17 protein-coding genes are annotated in these 18,850 nt (G+C 73.8%); 3 read left to right on the forward strand and 14 right to left on the reverse strand.

Features of this window, described 5'->3' with window-relative positions:
* Positions 1–121: 121 nt before the first annotated feature.
* A complete protein-coding gene (locus BLS99_RS21005; RefSeq protein ID WP_091053686.1) occupies positions 122–676 on the reverse strand; it encodes a PepSY domain-containing protein in 555 nt (184 codons plus the stop codon).
* A 204-nt stretch (positions 677–880) separates the two neighbouring features.
* On the opposite strand from BLS99_RS21005, the gene BLS99_RS21010 reads away from it, so the two are divergent.
* Together BLS99_RS21010 and BLS99_RS21015 are read left to right on the forward strand one after the other, a co-directional pair.
* On the forward strand, positions 881–1,558 hold the full coding sequence (locus BLS99_RS21010; protein ID WP_091053687.1) for a response regulator transcription factor: 678 nt from the start codon (positions 881–883) through the stop codon (positions 1,556–1,558).
* A gap of 76 nt (positions 1,559–1,634) precedes the next feature.
* On the forward strand, positions 1,635–3,167 hold the full coding sequence (locus tag BLS99_RS21015) for an ATP-binding protein (RefSeq protein WP_091053837.1): 1,533 nt from the start codon (positions 1,635–1,637) through the stop codon (positions 3,165–3,167).
* On the opposite strand, the gene BLS99_RS21020 is transcribed toward BLS99_RS21015, so the two are convergent.
* From BLS99_RS21020 to uraD, 13 genes are all read right to left on the reverse strand, one after another.
* The gene (locus BLS99_RS21020) at positions 3,164–4,774 is read right to left on the reverse strand and encodes an LPXTG cell wall anchor domain-containing protein (RefSeq protein WP_091053688.1); all 1,611 of its coding nucleotides are present in this window, start codon (positions 4,772–4,774) and stop codon (positions 3,164–3,166) included. The two genes, BLS99_RS21015 and BLS99_RS21020, sit on opposite strands and share 4 nt — an antisense overlap.
* Positions 4,775–4,902: 128 nt before the next feature.
* On the reverse strand, positions 4,903–5,262 hold the full coding sequence (locus BLS99_RS21025; protein WP_091053689.1) for a tRNA-binding protein: 360 nt from the start codon (positions 5,260–5,262) through the stop codon (positions 4,903–4,905).
* A 23-nt stretch (positions 5,263–5,285) separates the two neighbouring features.
* The gene (gene alc, locus BLS99_RS21030; RefSeq protein ID WP_091053690.1) at positions 5,286–6,308 is read right to left on the reverse strand and encodes an allantoicase; all 1,023 of its coding nucleotides are present in this window, start codon (positions 6,306–6,308) and stop codon (positions 5,286–5,288) included.
* Entirely contained in the window at positions 6,305–7,657 is a 1,353-nt protein-coding gene (allB, locus tag BLS99_RS21035; protein ID WP_245712353.1) for an allantoinase AllB, read from the reverse strand. Before allB ends, alc begins: the two co-directional genes overlap by 4 nt.
* A gap of 190 nt (positions 7,658–7,847) precedes the next feature.
* Positions 7,848–8,255 (reverse strand): allophanate hydrolase-related protein, encoded by a 408-nt coding sequence (locus BLS99_RS21040; RefSeq protein ID WP_091053691.1) that lies wholly within the window; start codon positions 8,253–8,255, stop codon positions 7,848–7,850.
* A gap of 280 nt (positions 8,256–8,535) precedes the next feature.
* Complete coding sequence (locus BLS99_RS21050; RefSeq protein ID WP_091053692.1) at positions 8,536–9,555, reverse strand: XdhC family protein; 1,020 nt, start codon at positions 9,553–9,555, stop codon at positions 8,536–8,538.
* A complete protein-coding gene (locus BLS99_RS21055) occupies positions 9,552–11,936 on the reverse strand; it encodes a molybdopterin cofactor-binding domain-containing protein (RefSeq protein ID WP_176953467.1) in 2,385 nt (794 codons plus the stop codon). Before BLS99_RS21055 ends, BLS99_RS21050 begins: the two co-directional genes overlap by 4 nt.
* Positions 11,929–13,290 carry an 8-oxoguanine deaminase gene (locus tag BLS99_RS21060; protein WP_091053693.1) on the reverse strand — a complete coding sequence of 454 codons (1,362 nt, stop codon included), beginning with the start codon at positions 13,288–13,290 and terminating at the stop codon, positions 11,929–11,931. The genes BLS99_RS21055 and BLS99_RS21060 overlap by 8 nt, the downstream gene beginning before the upstream one ends.
* 94 nt (positions 13,291–13,384) lie before the next feature.
* Positions 13,385–13,849: a (2Fe-2S)-binding protein gene (locus tag BLS99_RS21065; RefSeq protein WP_091053694.1), complete on the reverse strand. Its 465-nt coding sequence runs from the start codon at positions 13,847–13,849 to the stop codon at positions 13,385–13,387.
* 511 nt (positions 13,850–14,360) lie between these two features.
* Positions 14,361–15,239, reverse strand: a complete 879-nt coding sequence (locus BLS99_RS21070) for an FAD binding domain-containing protein (RefSeq protein WP_091053695.1) — start codon at positions 15,237–15,239, stop codon at positions 14,361–14,363.
* Entirely contained in the window at positions 15,236–16,084 is an 849-nt protein-coding gene (gene pucL, locus BLS99_RS21075; RefSeq protein WP_091053696.1) for a factor-independent urate hydroxylase, read from the reverse strand. Before pucL ends, BLS99_RS21070 begins: the two co-directional genes overlap by 4 nt.
* Positions 16,085–16,408, reverse strand: coding sequence for a hydroxyisourate hydrolase (gene uraH / locus BLS99_RS21080; RefSeq protein WP_091053697.1), 324 nt, complete (start codon positions 16,406–16,408; stop codon positions 16,085–16,087). It abuts the gene before it with no gap.
* Complete coding sequence (gene uraD / locus BLS99_RS21085; RefSeq protein ID WP_091053698.1) at positions 16,405–17,052, reverse strand: 2-oxo-4-hydroxy-4-carboxy-5-ureidoimidazoline decarboxylase; 648 nt, start codon at positions 17,050–17,052, stop codon at positions 16,405–16,407. The genes uraH and uraD overlap by 4 nt, the downstream gene beginning before the upstream one ends.
* A gap of 242 nt (positions 17,053–17,294) precedes the next feature.
* Here uraD and BLS99_RS21090 point away from each other — a divergent pair, with 242 nt between their 5' ends.
* Positions 17,295–18,830, forward strand: a complete 1,536-nt coding sequence (locus BLS99_RS21090; RefSeq protein ID WP_176953468.1) for a PucR family transcriptional regulator — start codon at positions 17,295–17,297, stop codon at positions 18,828–18,830.
* Positions 18,831–18,850 lie beyond the last annotated feature (20 nt).

Below are 18,850 nucleotides of genomic sequence, written 5' to 3' on the forward strand. Positions count from 1 at the left end.
TCGTACTGGCCGCGCCGTCGACGGCCGTCGCATGACCGGGTGCCGCTGCCCGAGCTCACGGCCCGGCCCGCGCGAGCCGGGCCGAGAGCTGCTTCGAGTGCGAAGCGGTTCCGGCGGTCAGTTAGTCGTCGTCGCCGTCGTTGTCGTCATCGTCGTCGCGGTCGTCGTTGTCGTACTGGTCGTCGAGGTCGTCGTCACCGTCGTTGTCGTCGTCGACGTCCTCGGCGCTGTCGAGGACCGTGCCGGCGAGGGCGTCGACCGCGACGTCCCATTCGGCGCCGTCGGCCTTGGTGATCTCGACGATCCAGACCGGCGCCTCGGCGGTGCCTTCCAGGTCCGCGTCGGTGACCGTGCCGTCGACCTCGGCGAGCGCGGCCTCGACGGCCGCGTCCTGGTCGACGGCCTCGGCCGGGAGGGCGAAGTCGTCGTCGCCGGAGCCGTTGTCGTCGGCGTCGTACTTGTCGTCGAGGTCGGGGCTGGAGCCGGTGCCGCCGGTGGAGGCGTCGCCCTCGAAGCGGTCGTCCAGGTCCGCGGCGAAGGCCGCGGCGGTGCCGCCGCCGAGGACCAGGAGGCCGGCGGCGCCCGCGATCACGAGGGTGCGGTGGCGGCCGGTGAAGCGGCGGGCCTTGGCGAACTTGGAGTTCTCAGGCTGCTGGGTGGGGGTCTGCTCGTTCATGGCGGGTCCTCTCGGTCCGTGCTGATCTGATGTCGGCAACCTTGCGCCTTTGAACCTGAAGCCAAGCTGAAGTCACCTGAAGACGGCTTCAGGTTCGGGGCGGCAATCTCCGGGCGAGGGGCGTTCGTGCTGGCAGCGGCCGGAATCGGGGTTCCGGGGCCGACTTCAGCTTGGCTTCAGGTTCCTTGTGCCAAGCTTCGGAACATGCGTTTGCTGATGGTGGAAGACGAGCAGCGGCTGGCCGAAGTGGTCGCGGCCGGGCTGCGGGCCGAGGGGTACGCCGTCGATCTGGCCCACGACGGCCGGACCGGCCTGTCGATGGCCCGCAACGGCGGGTACGACGTGATCGTCCTCGACATCATGCTCCCAGGGATGAACGGCTACCAGGTGTGCGCGGCGCTGCGGGAGGAGGGCGACGCGACGCCGATCCTCATGCTCACCGCCAAGGACGGCGAGTACGACGAGGCCGAGGGCCTCGACACCGGCGCCGACGACTACCTCACGAAGCCGTTCTCGTTCGTCGTCCTCCAGGCCCGCATCCGGGCCATGCTGCGCCGCGGCCGGGCCTCCAGGCCCTCGGTGTGGCGCTTCGGGGACCTCGCGGTCGACCCGGCCACCCGCACCTGCCGCCGCGGCGACGCCCCGGTCGAGCTCACCGCCAAGGAGTTCTCGGTCCTCGAGTACCTGGCGACGCGGGCCGGCGAGGTGGTGTCGAAGTCGGAGATCCTGGAGCACGTCTGGGACTTCGCCTACGACGGCGACGTGAACATCGTCGAGGTCTACATCTCCAACCTGCGCCGCAAGATCGACGCGCCCTTCGGCCGGGCCGCCATCACCACCGTCCGCGGGGCAGGCTACCGGTTGGCGGCCGACGGTGGATGAGCAGGTGAAGCGACAGGCGAAGCGGGCGTCCGAGCGGGCCTCCCGGGGCCGCGGGCCGCTGTGGCGGCCCGAGTCGGTGCGGGCCCGGACCACCGTGGGCGCCACGGTGGTCGTCGCGCTCGCGCTCATCGTCGCCGGGTTCCTGGTCGTGGCGCTCCTGCGCGACAACCTCTACGGCCGCGCCGAACTCACCGCCGAGGTCAGCGCCCGCTCGATCGCGGGCCAGCTCGCCTCCGGCACCGCGCCCGCCGCCATCGAGCTGCCCGACGACGACCAGGCGGCGCAGATCCTCGACGCGGACGGTGCCGTCCTCGCCGCGAGCGACGACCTGGAGGGGCTCGGCGCGATCGGCGACTTCGCACCCGCGCCCGACCCGGTCGAGGCGGAGTCCGCCGATGACTCCGACGACGCCGACGACTCGGACGGCCGGACCGAGGATGACGACGACGATGACGATGACGACCGCTCTGATGACGATGAGCCCGACGCGGGCGAGACCCCCGGCGACGACTCGGTCGCGACCGGCGGCGCCGTGGGGTCCTCGATCGCCTACGGGACCGCGACCGTCCCCGACGAGAGCGCGCCGTACCGGTTCGCGGCCCTGACCGCGACCGCCCCGGACGGGACCGCGTACACCGTCTACTCAGGAGCGTCGCTGGAGACGCAGGAGGAGGCCGTCGACAGCGTGGCGGCCATCATGTGGTGGACGCTGCCCGCGCTGGTCGCGATCGTCGCGGTCGTGACCTGGCTGGTGACGCGGCACGCGCTGCGGCCGGTCAAGGCGATCCAGAAGGAGCTCACCTCGATCACAGCGGGCGACCTGTCGCGGCGGGTGCCGGTGCCGGCGAGCCGCGACGAGATCCACTCGCTCGCGGTCACCACGAACACGACCCTCGCCGCGCTCGACCACGCGGTCACGCAGCAGCGCCGGTTCGTCGCCGACGCCTCGCACGAGCTGCGCAGCCCGCTCGCGATCCTGCGCAGCCAGATCGAGATCGCCCGCGAGCACCCGGAGCTGCTCGACCTCGACGCCACGCACGCCGACGTCATCCGGCTCCAGGACCTCGCCGCCGACCTGCTCCTGCTGGCGCGGCTCGACGCCGGAGAGCGGCCGCCGCACACCGAGGTGCCGTTCACCGAGCTCGTCCGCGAGGAGGTGGCGAGGCGGGCCGCCTCCGACCGGGTGCCGGTGCGGCTGGAGGTCGAGGAGGACCTGAGCGTGTTCGGGGTGCGCGGGCACCTGGCGCGGGCGGTCGGGAACCTGCTGGCCAACGCGCAGCGCCATGCCGCGAGCGCGGTGACGGTGACGCTCGCGGCCGAGGACGGCGAGTGGCTGCACCTCGACGTGGGCGACGACGGGAACGGGGTGCCTGCCGGGGACCGGAAGCGGATCTTCGACCGGTTCGTGCGCCTCGACGAGTCGCGCAGCCGCGACGACGGCGGTGCCGGTCTGGGCCTGGCGATCGTGCAGGACGTGGTGCTCGCGCACCGCGGCATGGTCTGGGTCCTGGAGTCGCCGGAGGGAGGTGCGCTGTTCAGGCTGGCCCTGCGCAGGGCCGGCGACCGGCCCCCGCGTGCTGACGCGGAGGCCGGCGGTCCCCGGGCCTAGCGCTCGGGGCCGGTGGCGCCGGTGTCCTCGGTCAGATCCGGTGCGGCCGCGGGCTGCTCGCGGCGGCGGGTGATGAGGAAGAGCACGACGCCGATGACGACGGCTCCGGCAGCGACCGCGATGAACACGATCGAGGAGTTGCCGGTGTTCGGCAGCGAGCGGTCGTCGACCGTGAGGGCCGCGGCGTTATTCGACATGTCGCCGTCGAGGTTCACGCCGTCGACGCCGCGGTAGAAGGCGTCGACCTCGATCCGGCCGGCCCGGCCGGTGGCGTCGGTGGTGTCGATCGTGAGGACGACGTCGATCGACTCGCCCGGGTCGAGGCCGTTGAAGACGCACGCGAAGTCGATGCGGTCGAGTCCGGAGCCGGCCTCCAGCGCCTCGCGGCGGTCGTCGATCTCGGAGTCGTCGAGGCAGCGCCACCCGTAGATGTCGACCTCCGCGACCGAGACGAGCTGCGCCCCTTCGGGAAGCTGTCCGCGCAGGAGGAAGGACGGTTCGGCCTCGAACTCCGGGCGGTAGGCGGCCATGGCGGGGCCGTCGTTCCCGATCGGGACCGTCACCTCGACCTCGCCGCCGCCCAGGTCGGCGCCCGCGACCGTCAGGTCGTACGGGTTGGCGGTGGTCTCGATGACGAGGTCGGCGGCGTCGTCGCCGTCGACCGCGCCCTGGTCTGCGGCGGTGACGAGTTCGATGAGGTTCGCCGAGCCCTCGTCCCACGAGAGCTCGCCGAAGTCGCGCTCGTAGGTCTCCTCGTTCAGGGCGAACACGTGGTAGCCGCACCCGCAGACCGCGAGCGGCCCGGGCGCGTTCGCGTCCACGGTGTACGGGATCGGCTCGGAGAGCTGGTAGGCCGTCCCGGGCGAGTCCTCGAAGTCGAGGAAGAAGCAGAAGTACCCGTCGAACATGGTCTCCCAGATGTTCGGCGTGCAGTTGTCCCACGGCGCGTCGTTGCGAACGCCCTCGGCGCCCATCCCCCGCAGGCCCGTACCGAACCACAGGACCGTGGCGTACAGGTCGCCGGGGAAGGCCGAGCCTGCGCTGAACCTCGGGTTCACGTCGACGACGGCGCCGGGCCCGACCCCGGTTGCGGTGGTGTCCTCGATCGCGTAGTCGGTGAAGACGCCCTCGTAGCGCTCCTCGACCACTTCGACGGTGCCGGTCTCGGTGTGGACCTCGACTGCGCCGTAGTAGATCGTGAGGGTGTAGTCGTACTCGCCGAGTTCGGTGCCGGTCGCGGCGGCGACGGCGAAGCCGAACGCGTTCGCCGTGCCCGCCTCCTCGATCTCGCACTCGATGTACGGCGACGGGTCGTAGGTGTGGCAGCCGGCGCCCTGCCCGAAGTAGACGGTCGAGTCGGGGGCGTCGACGTCGAGCGCCATGACGAGCGGGCCGGTCGGGTCCTCGTCGAACGCGACGTCGAGCGTGGCGGCGCGCGGCGTCCCGCCGGCGACGAGCGGGCCGTCGAGGTCGAGGACCACGGATGAGGGGGCGGGGTTCTGGGCGGCGGCGGGCGGGGCGAAGGCGCCCGCGCCCGCAGCGGACGCCGCGAGCAGCGCGGCCAGCGCCGCCGCGAGGCGTCCTGCCCGGTCGAAGGGTGTGCGCATCGGACACTCCAGGTGCGGTCGCCGAGGGGCGCGGGGCGCCTCGCCGGCGAGACGGCTGATGGAGGGGAAACGTCCAAGAGGGACCGAAGGTTGCGGAGCAGCGGGCGAACGGCGGGTGAACGGGCCGGTCAGGAGACGAGGGCGCCGATCGGGACGTCGGCGTCGGGGGCGAGGAGCACGACCTCGTCGGTGCCGGGGACGGGCACGCCGAGGACGAGCACTTCGGACATGAAGTCGGCGATCTGGCGGGGCGGGAAGTTGGTGACGGCGACGACGGTGCGCCCGATGAGCTCCTCGGGGGTGTAGCGGGCGGTGATCTGGGCGCTGGAGCGCTTGACGCCGAGGTCGCCGAAGTCGATCCAGAGCTTGTAGGCGGGCTTGCGGGCCTTCGCGAAGACCTCGGCGCGTTCGATGCGGCCGGTGCGGATCTCGGTGCGGAAGAAGTCCTCGGCGGAGCTGTGGTCCCGGGTCTGCGACTGGTGTGCCATGCGGGGAGGATATCGCCGCGCGTTCAGGCCCGGAAGCGGGTTTCCAGGTCGTGGAGGGCGTCGGGGGTGAGGCGCCCGTAGAGGCGGAGGCGGGCGATGCCGCCGTCGGGGAAGATGTTGAGCCGCACGGCGGTCGCGGGGCGGTCGCCGGTGAGGACGAAGCGGTGGGGCGTGTCGGGCTGGAGTGCGGTGCGTTCGAGGAGCGGGAACGTGTCGGTGCCGTCCGCGGCGTCGATGGAGGCCCAGCCGGGGGCGTTGTGCTTGAGGTGGGTGGTGTCGAGTTCGGCGACGCGGACGACGCCGCGGCCGGCGAGGCGCACGTCGAGCCATTCGTGGCCGGGGGTGCGGCGGCGGGCGGTCTCCCAGCCGTCGGCCTGGCTGGCGGGGAGGCCGGGCATGATCGCGCCGACCGGGTTGGAGTAGAAGGCGTTCGAGGCGGCGGTGACGGCGGCGCCGTTGGCGAGGGCGGCGAGGTCGAGGGGGAGGTCGGCGAACCCGGCGGGGTCGGGCACGGGGGTGCCGTGGACGCGGAGGCGGGCGACGCCGCCGTCGGGGTGGAGGTTGAGGCGCACGTGCGTGTAGCGGGCGGGGTCGTCCACGTCGTACTCGTTGCGGCTGTCGCCCTTGGCGTCCGAGACGGGGACGATCTGGTGCCAGTCGGCGTCGAGGAGGTCGGCGAGGGCGGGGTGGCCGTCGCGGCGGCAGGCGTCGACGGAGATGCGCGGCGGGTAGTTGCCGGTGAAGTAGGCGGTGTCGACCGCGATGCCGTGGAGGACGCCGGGGACGCCGAGGCGGACGATCGCCCAGTCGTGGCCCTCGCTGCGGCGCCGCCGCGTCTCCCAGCCGTCGTAGACCTGGCCGTTGGCGCCGAAGGTGTGCGCGGCGTGTACGACGGGGTAGGGGCGGATGAGGTTCTCCTTCTCGGCGAAGGCGTCGTCGTTGGCGGCGAGGACGGCCCCGCCGAGGGCGCGGGCGGCGAGGTCGGGGAGGGCCCAGCGGGCGTCGGCGGCGGTGCGGGGCTCGGGGATCTGCGCGGTGTCGGTCATCGGGGGCTCCTTTTCAGTTGCCGGCCGCGCGGGGCGGCCTCGGTGTCGATGCGCTTGCCGCGCAGCCAGGTGGCGACGACGTCGCCGGTGAGGGCGCGGCCGTCGTAGGGGGTGACGGGGTGGCGGTGGAGGAGGTCGGCGGCGTGGACGGTCCACGCGCGGTCGGGGTCGAAGGCGACGAGGTCGGCGTCGGCTCCGGCGGCGATGCGGCCCTTGCGGGGCAGGTCGGCGAAGTCGGCGGGGCCGCGGGACATCCAGGCGGCGAGGTCGGTGAGGCCGTGTCCGCGTGCGCGGGCTTCGGTCCAGACGACGGGGAGGCCGATCTGGAGGGAGGCGATGCCGCCCCAGGAGGTCGCGAAGTCGCCGGTCTTCAGCTCGGGCGGGCTGGGCGAGTGGTCGGAGACGACGAAGTCGATGCGGCCGCGGGCGAGGCCGTCCCAGAGGGCGTCGCGGTTGGCGGCGCCGCGCACGGGCGGGCAGCACTTGTAGGCGGTGGCGCGGTCGGGGACCTGCTCGGCGGTGAGCGCGAGGTAGTGGGGGCAGGTCTCGGCGGTGATGCGGACGCCGTCGCGGCGGGCGCGCTCGATCTGGTCGAGGGCGCCGGCGGCGGAGAGGTGGAGGATGTGGACGCGGGCGCGGGTGGCCTTGGCGGCGTCGATGACGTCGCGGATCGCGTCGGTCTCGGCCTCGGGCGGGCGGGTGGCGAGGAAGCGGTCGAAGCCGGGGGCGGAGTCGGTGTCGCGGAGGCGGTCGGGGTGCTCGGCGTGGACGAGGAGGACGGTGCCGAGCGCGGCGGTGGTGGTGCAGGCGCGGATGAGCCCGGCGCGGTCGAGGGGCGGGAACTCGGGGACGCCGGAGGGGGCGGTGAAGCACTTGAAGCCGAACACGCCGGCCTCGTGGAGGGCCTTCAGCTCGGTCTCGTTGCCGGGGATCGCGCCGCCCCAGAAGCCGGTGTCGATCCAGGTCTTCCCTTTGGCCGCTTCGCGTTTGGCGGCGAGGGCGGCGGTGTCGACCGTGGGCGGGAGGCTGTTGAGGGGCATGTCGACGAGGGTGGTGACGCCGCCCGCGGCGGCGGCGCGCGTGGCGCTGGCGAACCCCTCCCAGTCGGTGCGGCCGGGTTCGTTGACGTGGACGTGGGTGTCGACGAGGCCGGGGAGGAGGGCGAGGTCGCGGAGGTCCTCGGTGCGGCGGGCGGGGATCGGTTCGGTGTAGTCCCCGATGACGGCGATGCGTTCGCCCGCGACGGCGACGGCGGCGGGCCGCTCGCCGTCGGGCAGGACCGTGCGGCGGGAGCGGAGCACCAGGTCGTAGACGACGGGCGCGGAAATGTCGGAGGGGTCGGTCATCATGGTGACTCCATGTACGCGCATGGTGACGATGGAGGGGAGGTGGTGAGGAGGCTCCGGCCGTGGCGGTGAGGGCGACGGCTCGCCTGAAGTGGGGTCCGGTGGCGGCGCGACGTGGCGGTCCGGTGTTCGCCTCGGTTGCCCTGCAAGTCGGCACGTGCGCAGTCTCGTGTCGGCGACGGGCCGCGGCGGTTCACGGCGACTCGCCCTTCGCGGTCTTGTAGGCCCGCCAGGAGCCGTACTCGGTGATGTCGACCAGGCCGGGAAGGTCGGCGGCCGAGTCGCGGAGGCGCATGCCGAGGGCTTCGGTGCCGTCGGCGAGGCCGACGACGCCGAGTTCGAGGTCCGGGGGTTCGGCGGGGAGCAGGGAGGTGCGCAGGACGGTGAAGTCGATGTCGTAGAGCTCGCCTTGGATGGCGGCGCCGTCGCCGAGCCCGGTGTGCTCCAGCGCGGGGTGGTCGTCGGCCGCGCCGTCGAGGGGGACCGAGTGGAGCCGGTAGATCGGCAGCGTCGTCGCGGCGCCCAGGAAGGGCGCCCCGCCGATGAGGTGGTGGAGGTTGCCGCCTTTCATGCCGCCTCCGTTGAGGAACATGTGGACCATCGTCGGCTCCTTCGTGTCGCTGCTGGTTCGGTCTGCTGGTGCTCGTCTGCTGATGCACGTCGGTTGATGCGCGGTCGGCCGGTGTCGCCATGACCGGTGGCCTTCGGTCGGTGGTCGGTGGTCGGTGGTCGGTGACCGGTGGCCTTCGGTCGGTGGTCGGTGGTCGGTGGTCGGTGGTCGGTGGCTGGCGGCTGGCGGCTGGCGGCTGGCGGCTGGCGGCTGATTGTCGAGTCGGACGGGTCGTTTCGGTTCGGGCGGTGCGGCTCCGGCCGCACTGCGGTCAGCGGTGGATGGGGCCGCGGGCCTCGGTGAGGAAGCCCGCGGCGGCGCCGTTGCGGACGGCGGTGATCTCGGCGAGGATCGACAGCGCGGTCTCCTCTGCGGTGCGGCCGTTGAGGTCGAGGCCGATCGGGGACCTGAGCCTGGCCAGCGCGGCCTCGGGCACGCCGGCGTCGCGGAGCCGGGCGAGCCGGGCCCGGTGGGTGGCGCGCGATCCCATGGCGCCGATGAAGCCGGCGTCGGAGGGGAGGGCGCGTTCGAACAGCGGCGTGTCGAACTTCTCGTCGTGGGTGAGCACGCAGACCGCGGTGTCGGCGTCGACGGCGGCGGCCGCGAAGTGGCGGTGGGGCCAGTCGACGACGACCTCGTCGGCTTCGGGGAAGCGGATCTCCGTGGCGAAGACGGGCCGGGCGTCGCAGACGGTGACGCGGTAGCCGAGCTGCTTCGCGATCCTGACGAGCGGTCCGGCGAAGTCGATGGCGCCGTAGACGAGGAGCCGCGGCGGCGGGGTGTGGACCTCGACGGCGTAGTCGCCGGTGCGCCCGGAGGCGGCGGGGAGGTCGGTCGCGCCGAGTTCGAGCGGGCCGGAGAAGCCGTGCGCGGTGAGGGCGACGGCCTGCCCGAGGTGCGGCCCGGCGGCGGCGCGGACGAGGGTGACCGGTTCACCGTCGATGACGGCGTCGAGTGCCGCGGTGATCGCGGCGTCGTCGGGTTCGACCCGGACGACGAGGACGTCCATGGTGCCGCCGCAGGTGAGGCCGACGGCGACGGCGTCCTCGTCGCTGTAGCCGAAGGACTCGACCGCGGGCGTCCCGCTGGCGAGGACCTCCTGGCACTTGAGGTAGACGGCGGCTTCGACGCACCCGCCGGAGACGCCGCCGAGGGCCCTGCCCTCCGCGTCGACGGCGAGCGCGGTGCCGAGCGGGCGCGGCGAGGATCCGGTGGTCCCGATGAGGGACGCGAGGGCGAAGGGGCGGCCCGCGCGCATCCAGGCGCGCAGTGCGGCGGCGACGGTGTTCATGACGGCCTCCCGACGGTGAGGTGCTCGGGTCTGACGGGGACGCGGGCGAGGGGCAGGCCGGTGGCGTCCCGGATGGCGGCGACGATCGCGGGGGTGGAGGAGAGCGTCGGGGGCTCGCCGGCGCCGCGGAGCCCGTAGGGGGCGTCGGGGTCGGCGTTCTCGACGATGCGCAGGCGCATCGGGGGCATGTCGAGGATGGTGGGGATGAGGTAGTCGGTGAAGGAGGCGTTCCGGACGCGGCCGGCGTCGGTGACGATCTCCTCCATGACGGCGAGGCCGAGCCCTTGCGCGGTGCCGCCGTGGATCTGGCCTTCGAGGGCGACGGGGTTGAGGGCCTTGCCGACGTCCTGGACGCAGGTGAGGTCGACGACCTTGACGAGGCCGAGTTCCACGTCGACGTCCACTGTGGCGCGGTGGACGCAGAGGGCGAGCTGGACATGGCTCTCGCCCTGGCCGGTGACGGGGTCCATGGGCTTGGTGGCGCGGTGGCGGAACACGCGGGTGGCCTCGATGGGGCCGTCGGCGAGGTCGCGGTCGCGCCAGAGTTCGCGCACGGCCTCGCAGGCGGCCTTGACGGCGCCGCCGGTCATGTAGGACTGGCGGGACGCGGAGGAGGACCCGGCGGAGCCGGCCCGGGTGTCGTTGGGGAGCAGGACGACGTGTTCGACGCCGAGTTCGGTGCGGGCGATCTGCTGCTGGAGGTTCCAGTGGCCCTGGCCGACCTCGGCGGCGGCGGTGTGCAGGTACGCGACGGGTTCGCCGCCGTGCTCGGGGCCGCCGAGTTCGAGCCGCACGTGCGCGGTGGAGTAGTCGTCGAACCCTTCCGAGTAGCAGATGTTCTTGAGGCCGACGCCGTAGCCGACGCCGCGGCGCACGCCTTCGCCGTGGGTGGTGTTGCCGGTGCCGCCGGGGAGTTCGACGATGTCGCGGCCGGCGGGGACGGGCGGGACGGGGATGCCGTCGAAGCGGTCGAGGAGGTCGCGCAGGGGCGAGAACGGCTGGCCCGCAGGGGCTTCGTCGGGGTCGTAGGCGTCGACGACCTGGCCGGTGATGAGCTTGTCGCCTCGTGCGAGGGCGTTGCGGCGGCGGATCTCGCGGGGGTCGAGGCCGAGGGCGTCGGCGAGGGCGTCCATTTGGGACTCGTAGGCGAAGCAGGTCTGGACGCCGCCGAAGCCGCGCATGGCCCCGCACGGCGGGTTGTTGGTGCGGGCGCCCCAGGCGTCGACGCTGACGTGCTCGACGTTGTAGGGGCCCACGGCGAGTGAGGCGGCGTTGCCGACGACGGCCTCGGTGGTGGAGGCGTAGGCGCCGCCGTCGAGGACGATGCGGGCCTTGACGTAGACGAGGCGGCCGTCCGCGTCGGCGCCGTGCTCGTAGCGCATCCGGGCGGGGTGGCGGTGGACGTGCCCGAGGAAGGACTCGGCCCGGTCGTACATCATCTTGACGGGGCGGCCGGTGCGCATGGCGAGCATGGCCATGTGTATCTGCACGGACAGATCCTCGCGGGCGCCGAAGGCGCCGCCGATGCCGGCCATCGACAGGTGGAGGCGTTCGGGTTCGAGGCCCAGGCACGGGGCGATCTGGTCGAGGTCGGAGTGGAGCCACTGGGTGGCGACGTGGAGGACGAGGCCGCCCTCGACGGGGACGGCGACGCCGGACTCGGGGCCGAGGGGCGCCTGGTCCTGCATGCCGACCTCGTATTCGCGGGCGACGACGACGGCGGCTCCGGCGGTGTCGGGGTCGCCGATGCGGACGGGCTGGTAACGGAAGTACTCTCCTGCGGCGGCGGCTTCGTCTGCGTCGCAGCGGGGTTCGAGGACCTCGTAGTCGACGGTGACGAGATCGGCGGCGCGGCGGGCGAGGTCGAGGGTCTCTGCGGCGACGATCGCGACCGGCTCGCCCTGGTAGTTGACCTGGTCGGGGGCGAGGACGGGCTGGTCGGCCTCGATGAGTCCGTAGTGGAGCTTCCCGGGGACGTCGGCGGCGGTGAGCACGGCGGCCACGCCGGGGAGCGCGAGCGCCGCGGCGGTGTCGATCGACCGGATCAGGGCCCTGGGGTGGGGGCTGCGGAGGGTGTTGCCCCAGAGCATGTCGGGGAAGGCGAGGTCGGAGGCGTAGTCGAAGGCGCCGTTGACCTTCGCCTCGGACTCGGGCCGGATCGGGGACTGGCCCACGGTGCCGCTGGGGACGCGTCCGGTGCCGCCGATCAGCCGCCCGGAGCCGCGGGTCGGCCGGACGGCGTCGTGGTCGGGGGCGCTCGATGCGTCCTTTTCGGATTGTGGTGCGCCGTCGCGGATTCGCGCGGCGGTGTCGCTGCGGCCGGGGGCCGGTCCTGCGACCGGCCGATCCTGCGGGCCCGGAGTCGTTGCGGGGTCAGGCATCTCGCGCCTCCCTCAGGTCGGTGCTCGCGGCGGCGAGGTCCTTCGCGAGCGTCTCGGTGTCGGCGGTGCGCAGCTCCCCGTCGGCGACCACCGCGGTCCCCGCGACGGTGAGGAGCCGCAGGGGCGCGGCCGGGCCGAGGACGAGGGCCGCCACGGGGTCGGCGATCCCGGCGTGGCCGAGGCCGGTGAGGTCCCAGAGCGCGACGTCGCCCTGCTTGCCGGCCTCGAGGGACCCGATCTCCGCCTGGCGGCCCAGGACTTCCGCGCCGCCGATCGTGGCGAGGCGCAGCGCGGTGCGGGCGTCCATCGCGTGCGGGCCGTGGAGCTGCCGCGCGGTGTAGACCGCCTGCCGCAGCTCCTCCCCCAGGTGCCCGGCCTCCTGGCTCGCGGCGCCGTCCACACCCAGGCCGACCGGGATGCCGGCGGCGAGCATGCCCGGGACGTCGGCGAGGCCGGTCCCCAAGCGGGCGTTGGAGGACGGGCAGTGCGCGACCCCGGTGCCGGCCGCGCCGAGGCGGGCCCGCGAGCGCTCGTCGAGGTGGACGGCGTGGGCGAGCCACGAGTCCGGCGCGATCCAGCCGACCCGGTCCATGTACTCGACCGGGTCGCAGCCGTGGACCTCGGCGCAGAACTCGGCCTCGTCCACGGTCTCGCACAGGTGCGTGTGGAGCCGGACCCCCTTGTCGCGGGCCAGTGCCGCCGATTCGCGCAGCAGCTCGGTGGAGACGGAGAACGGCGAGCAGGGGGCGACGGCGATGCGGAGCATCGACCCGGGCGAGGGATCGTGGTGGCGGTTGACGGCCGCGGCGGTGGCGTCAAGGGCGGCGTCGAGGGCTTCGACGATGTTGTCGGGCGGCAGGCCGCCGTCGGAGGCGCCGCGGTCCATGGACCCGCGGGCGAGGTGGAGGCGGACGCCGATCCGCGCGGCGGCGGCGACCTGGACCTCCACGAGCTCGGCGGCCCGGCCCTCGGGGTAGACGTAGTGGTGGTCGGCGGCGGTGGTGCAGCCGGAGAGGGCGAGCCAGGCGAGCCCGGCGGTGTTGGCGGCGGCCACGTGGTCGGGCCGGATGCGGCCCCAGGTGGGGTAGAGGTCGACGAGCCATTCGAAGAGCGTGTGGTCGGTGGCGTATCCCCTGGTGGCCCACTGGTAGAGGTGGTGGTGGGTGTTGACCAGGCCGGGGGCGGCGAGGCAGCCGGAGCCGTCGATGCGCTGGGCGCCTTCGACATGCGGGGCGGGGCCGGGGCCGACCGCGGTGATCAGCCCGTCTTCGACCACCACGTGGCCGGTGGGGTGCTCGGTGCCGGCGGTGTCCACCGTGGCCACATGTGCGTTCTCGATCACTATCGCGGTCATACGGCACGCTCCGGGGTCGGATTGTCACACTCGGTGGGCAGGCTTGGCAGCACTGCCGGAACAGGTGCGAGGGGAGGTGAGGCGAAGGAGCGGTTCATCGGGGTTCACCCGCCAGGGTCGCGGCGGCCGTGTGGACGGCGTCGATGATCTTCTCGTAGCCGGTGCAGCGGCACAGGTTCCCCGCGAGTGCTTCCCGGATCTCCGGATCGGAGGGGTCCGGCTCGCGGTCGAGGAGGTCGGCGACGGCGACGAGGAGCCCTGGGGTGCAGAACCCGCACTGGACCGCCCCGCATTGAACGAACGCGTCGCGGACCGGGCGCGGTACCGCGCCGACGACGGTCTTGACTTCGCGGCCTTCGCACTGGGCGGTCGCCACGAGACACGCGCAGACGGGCGCGCCGTCGAGCAGGACCGTGCAGGACCCGCATTCGCCCTGCTCGCAGGCGTTCTTGGAGCCGGTGAGCCCGAGGCGGTCGCGCAAGGTCGAGAGCAGGCTCTCGCCGGGCCTGTCGATCTCGGCGACGGCCTCGGCGCCGTCGATGTGCAGGTTCACGCGCATCGGAACCTCCTGGCAAGGGTGGACGGCCCGGGAGCAGCGACCGGCTCGACCGGTCTCGCGGTCGGGGCGGTTCGGCGGACCTCTGACAAGATTCGGCCCTGCTGCCGGGATGGGTTGGCGTCGGTGGTTCGGTAGCGCCCTGCGGCGGTCGGCCCGGCCGGACTCGCTGTCGGGGCGGATCGGCGGACCTCTGACAAGATTCGGCCCTGCTGCCGGGATGGGTTGGCGTCGGTGGTTCGGTAGCGCCCTGCGGCGGTCGGCTCGACCGGTCTCGCGGTCGGGGCGGTCCGGCGGACCTCTGCCGAGGCTCGGCCCTGCTCCCGGGATGGGTTGGCGACGGTAGTTCGGTAGCGCCCTGCCGCGGTCGGCCCGACCGGTCTCGCGGTCGGGGCAGTCCGGTGGACCTCCGCCGAGGCTCGGCCCTGCTGCCGGGCCGAATTGAGGTTGGTGGTTCGGTAGCGCCCTCCGGCGGTCGGGCGCGGGCGGCGGGGCGCAGTGCGCTGGGCGGGGTTCATCGTCCTGTCCTCTCGTGGGCGGCGGTCCAGACGCGTCGCAGGGCGCGGGCGGCGCAGACGGCGAGGGCGTGGCGGCGGTACTCGGCGGTGCCGCGGACGTCGTCGATGGGGCGCGCGGCGGCGGCGACGCGGCGGCCGAACTCGGCCGCGAGCGTGTTGTCGAAGCGGGCCGGCGTGGACCAGGGCAGTTCGATCGCCTCGGCGTGCGGCGCGGTGAGCGGGACGGGTCCGGCCGAGCCGATGCCGGTGCCGAGGCGGCGGGCCTCCGGGTCGAGCGCCAGCGCGAAGGAGCAGACGGCGATGACCATCGCGTTGCGGGTGCCGACCTTGAGGAACTGCTGCGGGCCGGTCGCCTTGGGCACGGTGACCGCCGTGATGAGCTCGCCCGGCCGGAGCGCGGACCGCTTGGGGCCCAGGTAGAACTCGCTCACGGGCACGTACCGGACGCCCGCGGTGGTGGCGATCTCGACGCTCGCGCCGGTGGCGAGGAGCGGCGGGTGGCCGTCGCCGGCCGGGGAGGCGGTGGCGAGGTTGCCGCCGAGGGTGCCGCGGTTGCGGATCTGCGGCGACCCGACGGTGCGGGCGGCCGCGGCGAGCCCGGGGAGGACCGTGGCGAGTTCGGCGGTGATGCGCGCGTACGGGACGCCGGAGCCGATGCGCACGGCGTCGCCCTCGTCGGACCATTCGCGCAGTTCGGCGAGGCCGGTGAGGTCGAGCATCGCCTCGGGCCGGGCGAGCCGGTAGTTGACGGCGACCATGAGGTCGGTGCCGCCCGCGACCGGGACGGCTTCGGGGTGCTCGGCGAGGAGGCGCACGGCCTCGTCCACCGCCGCCGGGCGATGGAAGCCGAACCGGGCGGGGGCCGCGGCGGTCATGGCGCCTCCCTTCGGACCGCGCCCTCGATGAGCCCGTAGGGCAGGTCTCCCGCCTGGAAGACCACGCCGGGGTTGTCGAGGCCGAAACGCCCGAGGTCTTGCAGGTAGTGGTGCCGGTTCGGCAGGGACAGGCGCACTTCGCGGGCCTCGGGGACCGCCTTCAGTATGCGCTCGCCGAGGGCGTAGAGGGTCTGTTGCAGCGAGAGCGAGTAGGTGCCGGCGAACGCGTCGAGCAGGGCCGCCCGCGCCGCGCCGAAGGCCGCGTCGGCGTCGGCGGGGGCGCTCGCGTAGTCCCAGGCCGCGGTGACGGCGGTGGCGAGGACGCGATCGTCGGTCTCGGGGAGGGTCGTGTACTCGTCGGCGAAGAAGCCGCTGAACTCGGAGTCGGTGGTGTTGAGCAGCAGGAGGTCGCACACGCCCGCAGTGATCGCGGCGTCCCGGCCGTCGTACGCGGCCTCGGCGGTGCGCCGTTCGCCGCCTTCGCCGCTGGCGAAGGAGTGGTCGCCGATGCGGGTCCACGGGTGCTCCTCGATGCGGACCCGGGCGCGGGTGATCGCGGGCGCGGTGTCGACGAAGTGCCTGGCGAGGCGTTCGGCGAAGCCCTCGAGAGTGCCGATGCCGTCGCGGGCGAACGCGTAGACGGTGTTCTTCTGCGTGTCGGTGGGGAGGACGCCGGTGTTGTCGCCGGTGTAGTGGGTGGCGTCGAGGTCGCCGGCGAGCGCGGTGTGCACGGTGAGGTCGCGGATCGTGTGGCGCGGCGTGTCGCGGTCGACGCGCACGAGCCGTACGCCGGACTTGCCGTAGCTGTTGGGCCCCAGGGTGAACCCGGGTGAGGGTGCGGTCATCTAACTGCCTCGGTACGTGGAATAGGCGAAGGGGCTGAGCAGGAGCGGGACGTGGTGGTGGCCGTCGTCGGCGGTGAAGGCGACCTCGACCTCGGGGTAGAACGTGTCGACGCCCTTGGCGGCGAACCAGTCCCCGGTGTCGAAGCGGAGCCGGTGGAGGCCGGGCGCGGTGTTCCAACCGCCGACGCGCCCGTCGGCGTCGGTGAGCCCGGAGTGGACGACGGTGAACGCGCCGTCGGCGTCGAGCCGCGACAGCGTCAGGTGGACCCCGGCGGCGGGCCGGCCCGTGGTCGAGTCCAGGATGTGCGAGGAGACGCTGCTCATCGGTCCTCCCAGGGTGCGGTTGGCGCGGTGGGAGCGGAGGGGGCGCCGCTCGGTCCGGTGGCCTCCGCCCGGGTCGTCTCGGGGGGTTCCGAGGGGGAGGAAGTCCCCGGATCGGCACCGGTCCCGAGCGCAGCCGCAGCCGGGTCGGCGCCGAACGCCTTGTCGAGGCGGAGCGCGACGATCTTGCGGAGTTCGGCGCGGGACTCGGCCCGCTCGGTCGCGTCGTCGTTGCCGAGGCGGCGCCGGGCGGCGGCGAGGATCGCCTCGGCGGTGAGGCCGGTGGCGCAGATGAGGAAGACGCGGTCGAAGCGGCGCTCGTACGCGGCGTTGGCCTCGGCGAGTTCGGCGCGGACCGGCTCGTCGGCGGTCATCGCCCGGGACTGCTCGCCGCGGGACCAGTCGGCCTCCCGGCCGCGCCCCGCAGGGGGTCCCCCGATGCGGGGGTGGGCCGCGACAGCCCCCGCGATCTCGGCCTCGCAGAGGTCGTCGAAGGCCGCCAGCGCGGCGGTCTTCAGGGCCGCGAGCGTGCCGTAAGGCCGTCCGGCGACGAGCTTCTCCGCCCACGCGCGCGAGGCGCAGCAGGCCGTGAGCGCTTCGGCCGCGGTCGCGGGGGCGGCCGTGTCGAACCCTGCGAGCGTCCACATCGGCGCCTCCCGTTCACGTCCGGTTCTCCGCGTCGTCCCCTCAGGGTGGCAGGTTTGCCACCCTCAGGGACAGTGAAGCCGAAACGCGAGGCAGAAGGCATTGTCACCGGCTATGAAACCTTCGTTTCCCGCCCGTTAAATGCTGGAGGATCGTCCAAAGTCGGATCATGCGCGGGGTTATGGTGGCTGTATCCACCGCGTCCCGAACCCGCCTGCGAAGGCCGGACCCCCTGGGGGCCACCATGCGACTCCGAACCCTGCTGCAGATGCCCGGACTGGGCCTGACCCTGGTCTCGGGCGGGCACCATCTGGACCGCGAGGTCCGGTGGGTCGTGCCGACCGACCTGCGCGACCCGCGCCGGTACCTGTCCGGCGGGGAGCTGGTGCTCACCGGGATGATGTGGCGCCGGGCCGAACGGGACTCGGACGCGTTCGTGCGCAACCTGACCGCCGCCGGGGTGACCGCGCTCGGCGCGGGCGACCACCCCGAGTTCCACACGGTCCCCTCGGATCTGGTGGACGCGTGCGCCCGCCACGACCTGCCGCTGTTCGCCGTGGACGCCGAGGTCGCGTTCGCCGAGATCACCGAGCGGATCGTGCAGCGGCTCTCGGTCGGCCGCTCCGGCGACCTCGCCTCGCTCCTGGACCGGCACCGGCGGCTCATCGCCGCCGACGGGATCGGCCAGATCCTCGAACTCATCGACCGGGAACTGGGCATGGAGTGCCTGGTGCTCTCGCCGACCGGGCGCGCCCTGCGCGGGAGCCTGGACCTGGCCGAGGACGAGCGGGCGGCGGTCGTCGCCCGTGCGCACGCCGCGGACCGCCTGCCGCAGAAGGTGACCCTCGACCGGCACCGCGCGTGCTCGGTGTTCGGCATCGGCTCGACCATCCACACCGGACGGTTCCTGGTGATCGGCGACGACCACACCCGGTGGCCGCCGGAGCGCCGGCTCGTCGCCGAGCAGCTGTCGGCCCTGCTCATGCTCGAACTCGACGACCCCTCGCAGCGGCCCGCCCCGCACGTGGAGCTGGTGACCGCGCTGCGCGAGGGCCGCGCCGACGAGCACCTGATGCGCTCGGCGGGCCTGGCCTCCGAGGGCCCGACGACCGTGATCGTGGCGACCGGCGGCCCCGAAGCGCTGCGCGAGGCGGCCGTCGCCGAGACGCTCCAGTTCGACACGTGCGCCGAGGACCCGCTGCGCCCGCCCGCCGCGGCCTGGGCGACCTGCGGGAACGAGACCGTCGCGGTCCTCACCGGCCCCGGCGCCGCCCCCGAGGAGCGCGGACGGCTCGTCGCCTGGGCCCGGCGCTGCGCCGCAGCGCTTCAGGCCGCGCACCCGGGCGGGCCCGGCGCCGTCGGCATCGGCCTCGCCGACCCCGTCCACTCCCCCGCGGGCCTGCACGGCGCGCTGGAGCAGGCCCGGCACACCGCCGCGCTCGCCCAGCCGCGGCCCGGCCGCATCGAGGTCGCCGAACCCGACCACCTCGTCTCGCACCGGATGCTCCTGGCCGCCGTCCCCCCGGACGTGTCCAGGGCCTTCCGTACCCGCGTGCTCGACCCGCTCCTGGAGTACGACGCCCGGCACCGCTCCGACCTGCTGCCGACCCTCCGGCGGTTCCTCGAATGCGACGGCTCCTGGCGCCAGTGCGCCGCGAGCCTCCACGTCCACGTGAACACCGTCCGGTACCGCATGCGCCGCGTCGAAGAACTCACCGGCCGCGACCTGCGCAATCCCCTCGACCGGATGGACCTCGCACTGGCGGTCAGCCTGGACTGACCGCCCCGCCAGCAGGCGGC

Source organism: Glycomyces sambucus (assembly GCF_900102815.1).
GTDB classification, from domain to species: domain Bacteria; phylum Actinomycetota; class Actinomycetes; order Mycobacteriales; family Micromonosporaceae; genus Glycomyces; species Glycomyces sambucus.

Excerpts from the sequence above, each read along its gene's own strand:
- BLS99_RS21060 (WP_091053693.1), bottom strand. The coding sequence starts at position 13,290 with ATGACCGCGATAGTGATCGAGAACGCACATGTGGCCACGGTGGACACC.
- BLS99_RS21040 (WP_091053691.1), bottom strand. The coding sequence starts at position 8,255 with ATGGTCCACATGTTCCTCAACGGAGGCGGCATGAAAGGCGGCAACCTC.
- BLS99_RS21070 (WP_091053695.1), bottom strand. The coding sequence starts at position 15,239 with ATGACCGCCGCGGCCCCCGCCCGGTTCGGCTTCCATCGCCCGGCGGCG.
- BLS99_RS21010 (WP_091053687.1), top strand. The coding sequence starts at position 881 with ATGCGTTTGCTGATGGTGGAAGACGAGCAGCGGCTGGCCGAAGTGGTC.
- BLS99_RS21005 (WP_091053686.1), bottom strand. The coding sequence starts at position 676 with ATGAACGAGCAGACCCCCACCCAGCAGCCTGAGAACTCCAAGTTCGCC.
- pucL (WP_091053696.1), bottom strand. The coding sequence starts at position 16,084 with ATGACCGCACCCTCACCCGGGTTCACCCTGGGGCCCAACAGCTACGGC.
- uraH (WP_091053697.1), bottom strand. The coding sequence starts at position 16,408 with ATGAGCAGCGTCTCCTCGCACATCCTGGACTCGACCACGGGCCGGCCC.
- BLS99_RS21090 (WP_176953468.1), top strand. The coding sequence starts at position 17,295 with ATGCGACTCCGAACCCTGCTGCAGATGCCCGGACTGGGCCTGACCCTG.
- BLS99_RS21065 (WP_091053694.1), bottom strand. The coding sequence starts at position 13,849 with ATGCGCGTGAACCTGCACATCGACGGCGCCGAGGCCGTCGCCGAGATC.
- BLS99_RS21025 (WP_091053689.1), bottom strand. The coding sequence starts at position 5,262 with ATGGCACACCAGTCGCAGACCCGGGACCACAGCTCCGCCGAGGACTTC.
- BLS99_RS21055 (WP_176953467.1), bottom strand. The coding sequence starts at position 11,936 with ATGCCTGACCCCGCAACGACTCCGGGCCCGCAGGATCGGCCGGTCGCA.
- allB (WP_245712353.1), bottom strand. The coding sequence starts at position 7,657 with ATGATGACCGACCCCTCCGACATTTCCGCGCCCGTCGTCTACGACCTG.
- uraD (WP_091053698.1), bottom strand. The coding sequence starts at position 17,052 with ATGTGGACGCTCGCAGGGTTCGACACGGCCGCCCCCGCGACCGCGGCC.
- BLS99_RS21050 (WP_091053692.1), bottom strand. The coding sequence starts at position 9,555 with ATGAACACCGTCGCCGCCGCACTGCGCGCCTGGATGCGCGCGGGCCGC.
- BLS99_RS21020 (WP_091053688.1), bottom strand. The coding sequence starts at position 4,774 with ATGCGCACACCCTTCGACCGGGCAGGACGCCTCGCGGCGGCGCTGGCC.
- alc (WP_091053690.1), bottom strand. The coding sequence starts at position 6,308 with ATGACCGACACCGCGCAGATCCCCGAGCCCCGCACCGCCGCCGACGCC.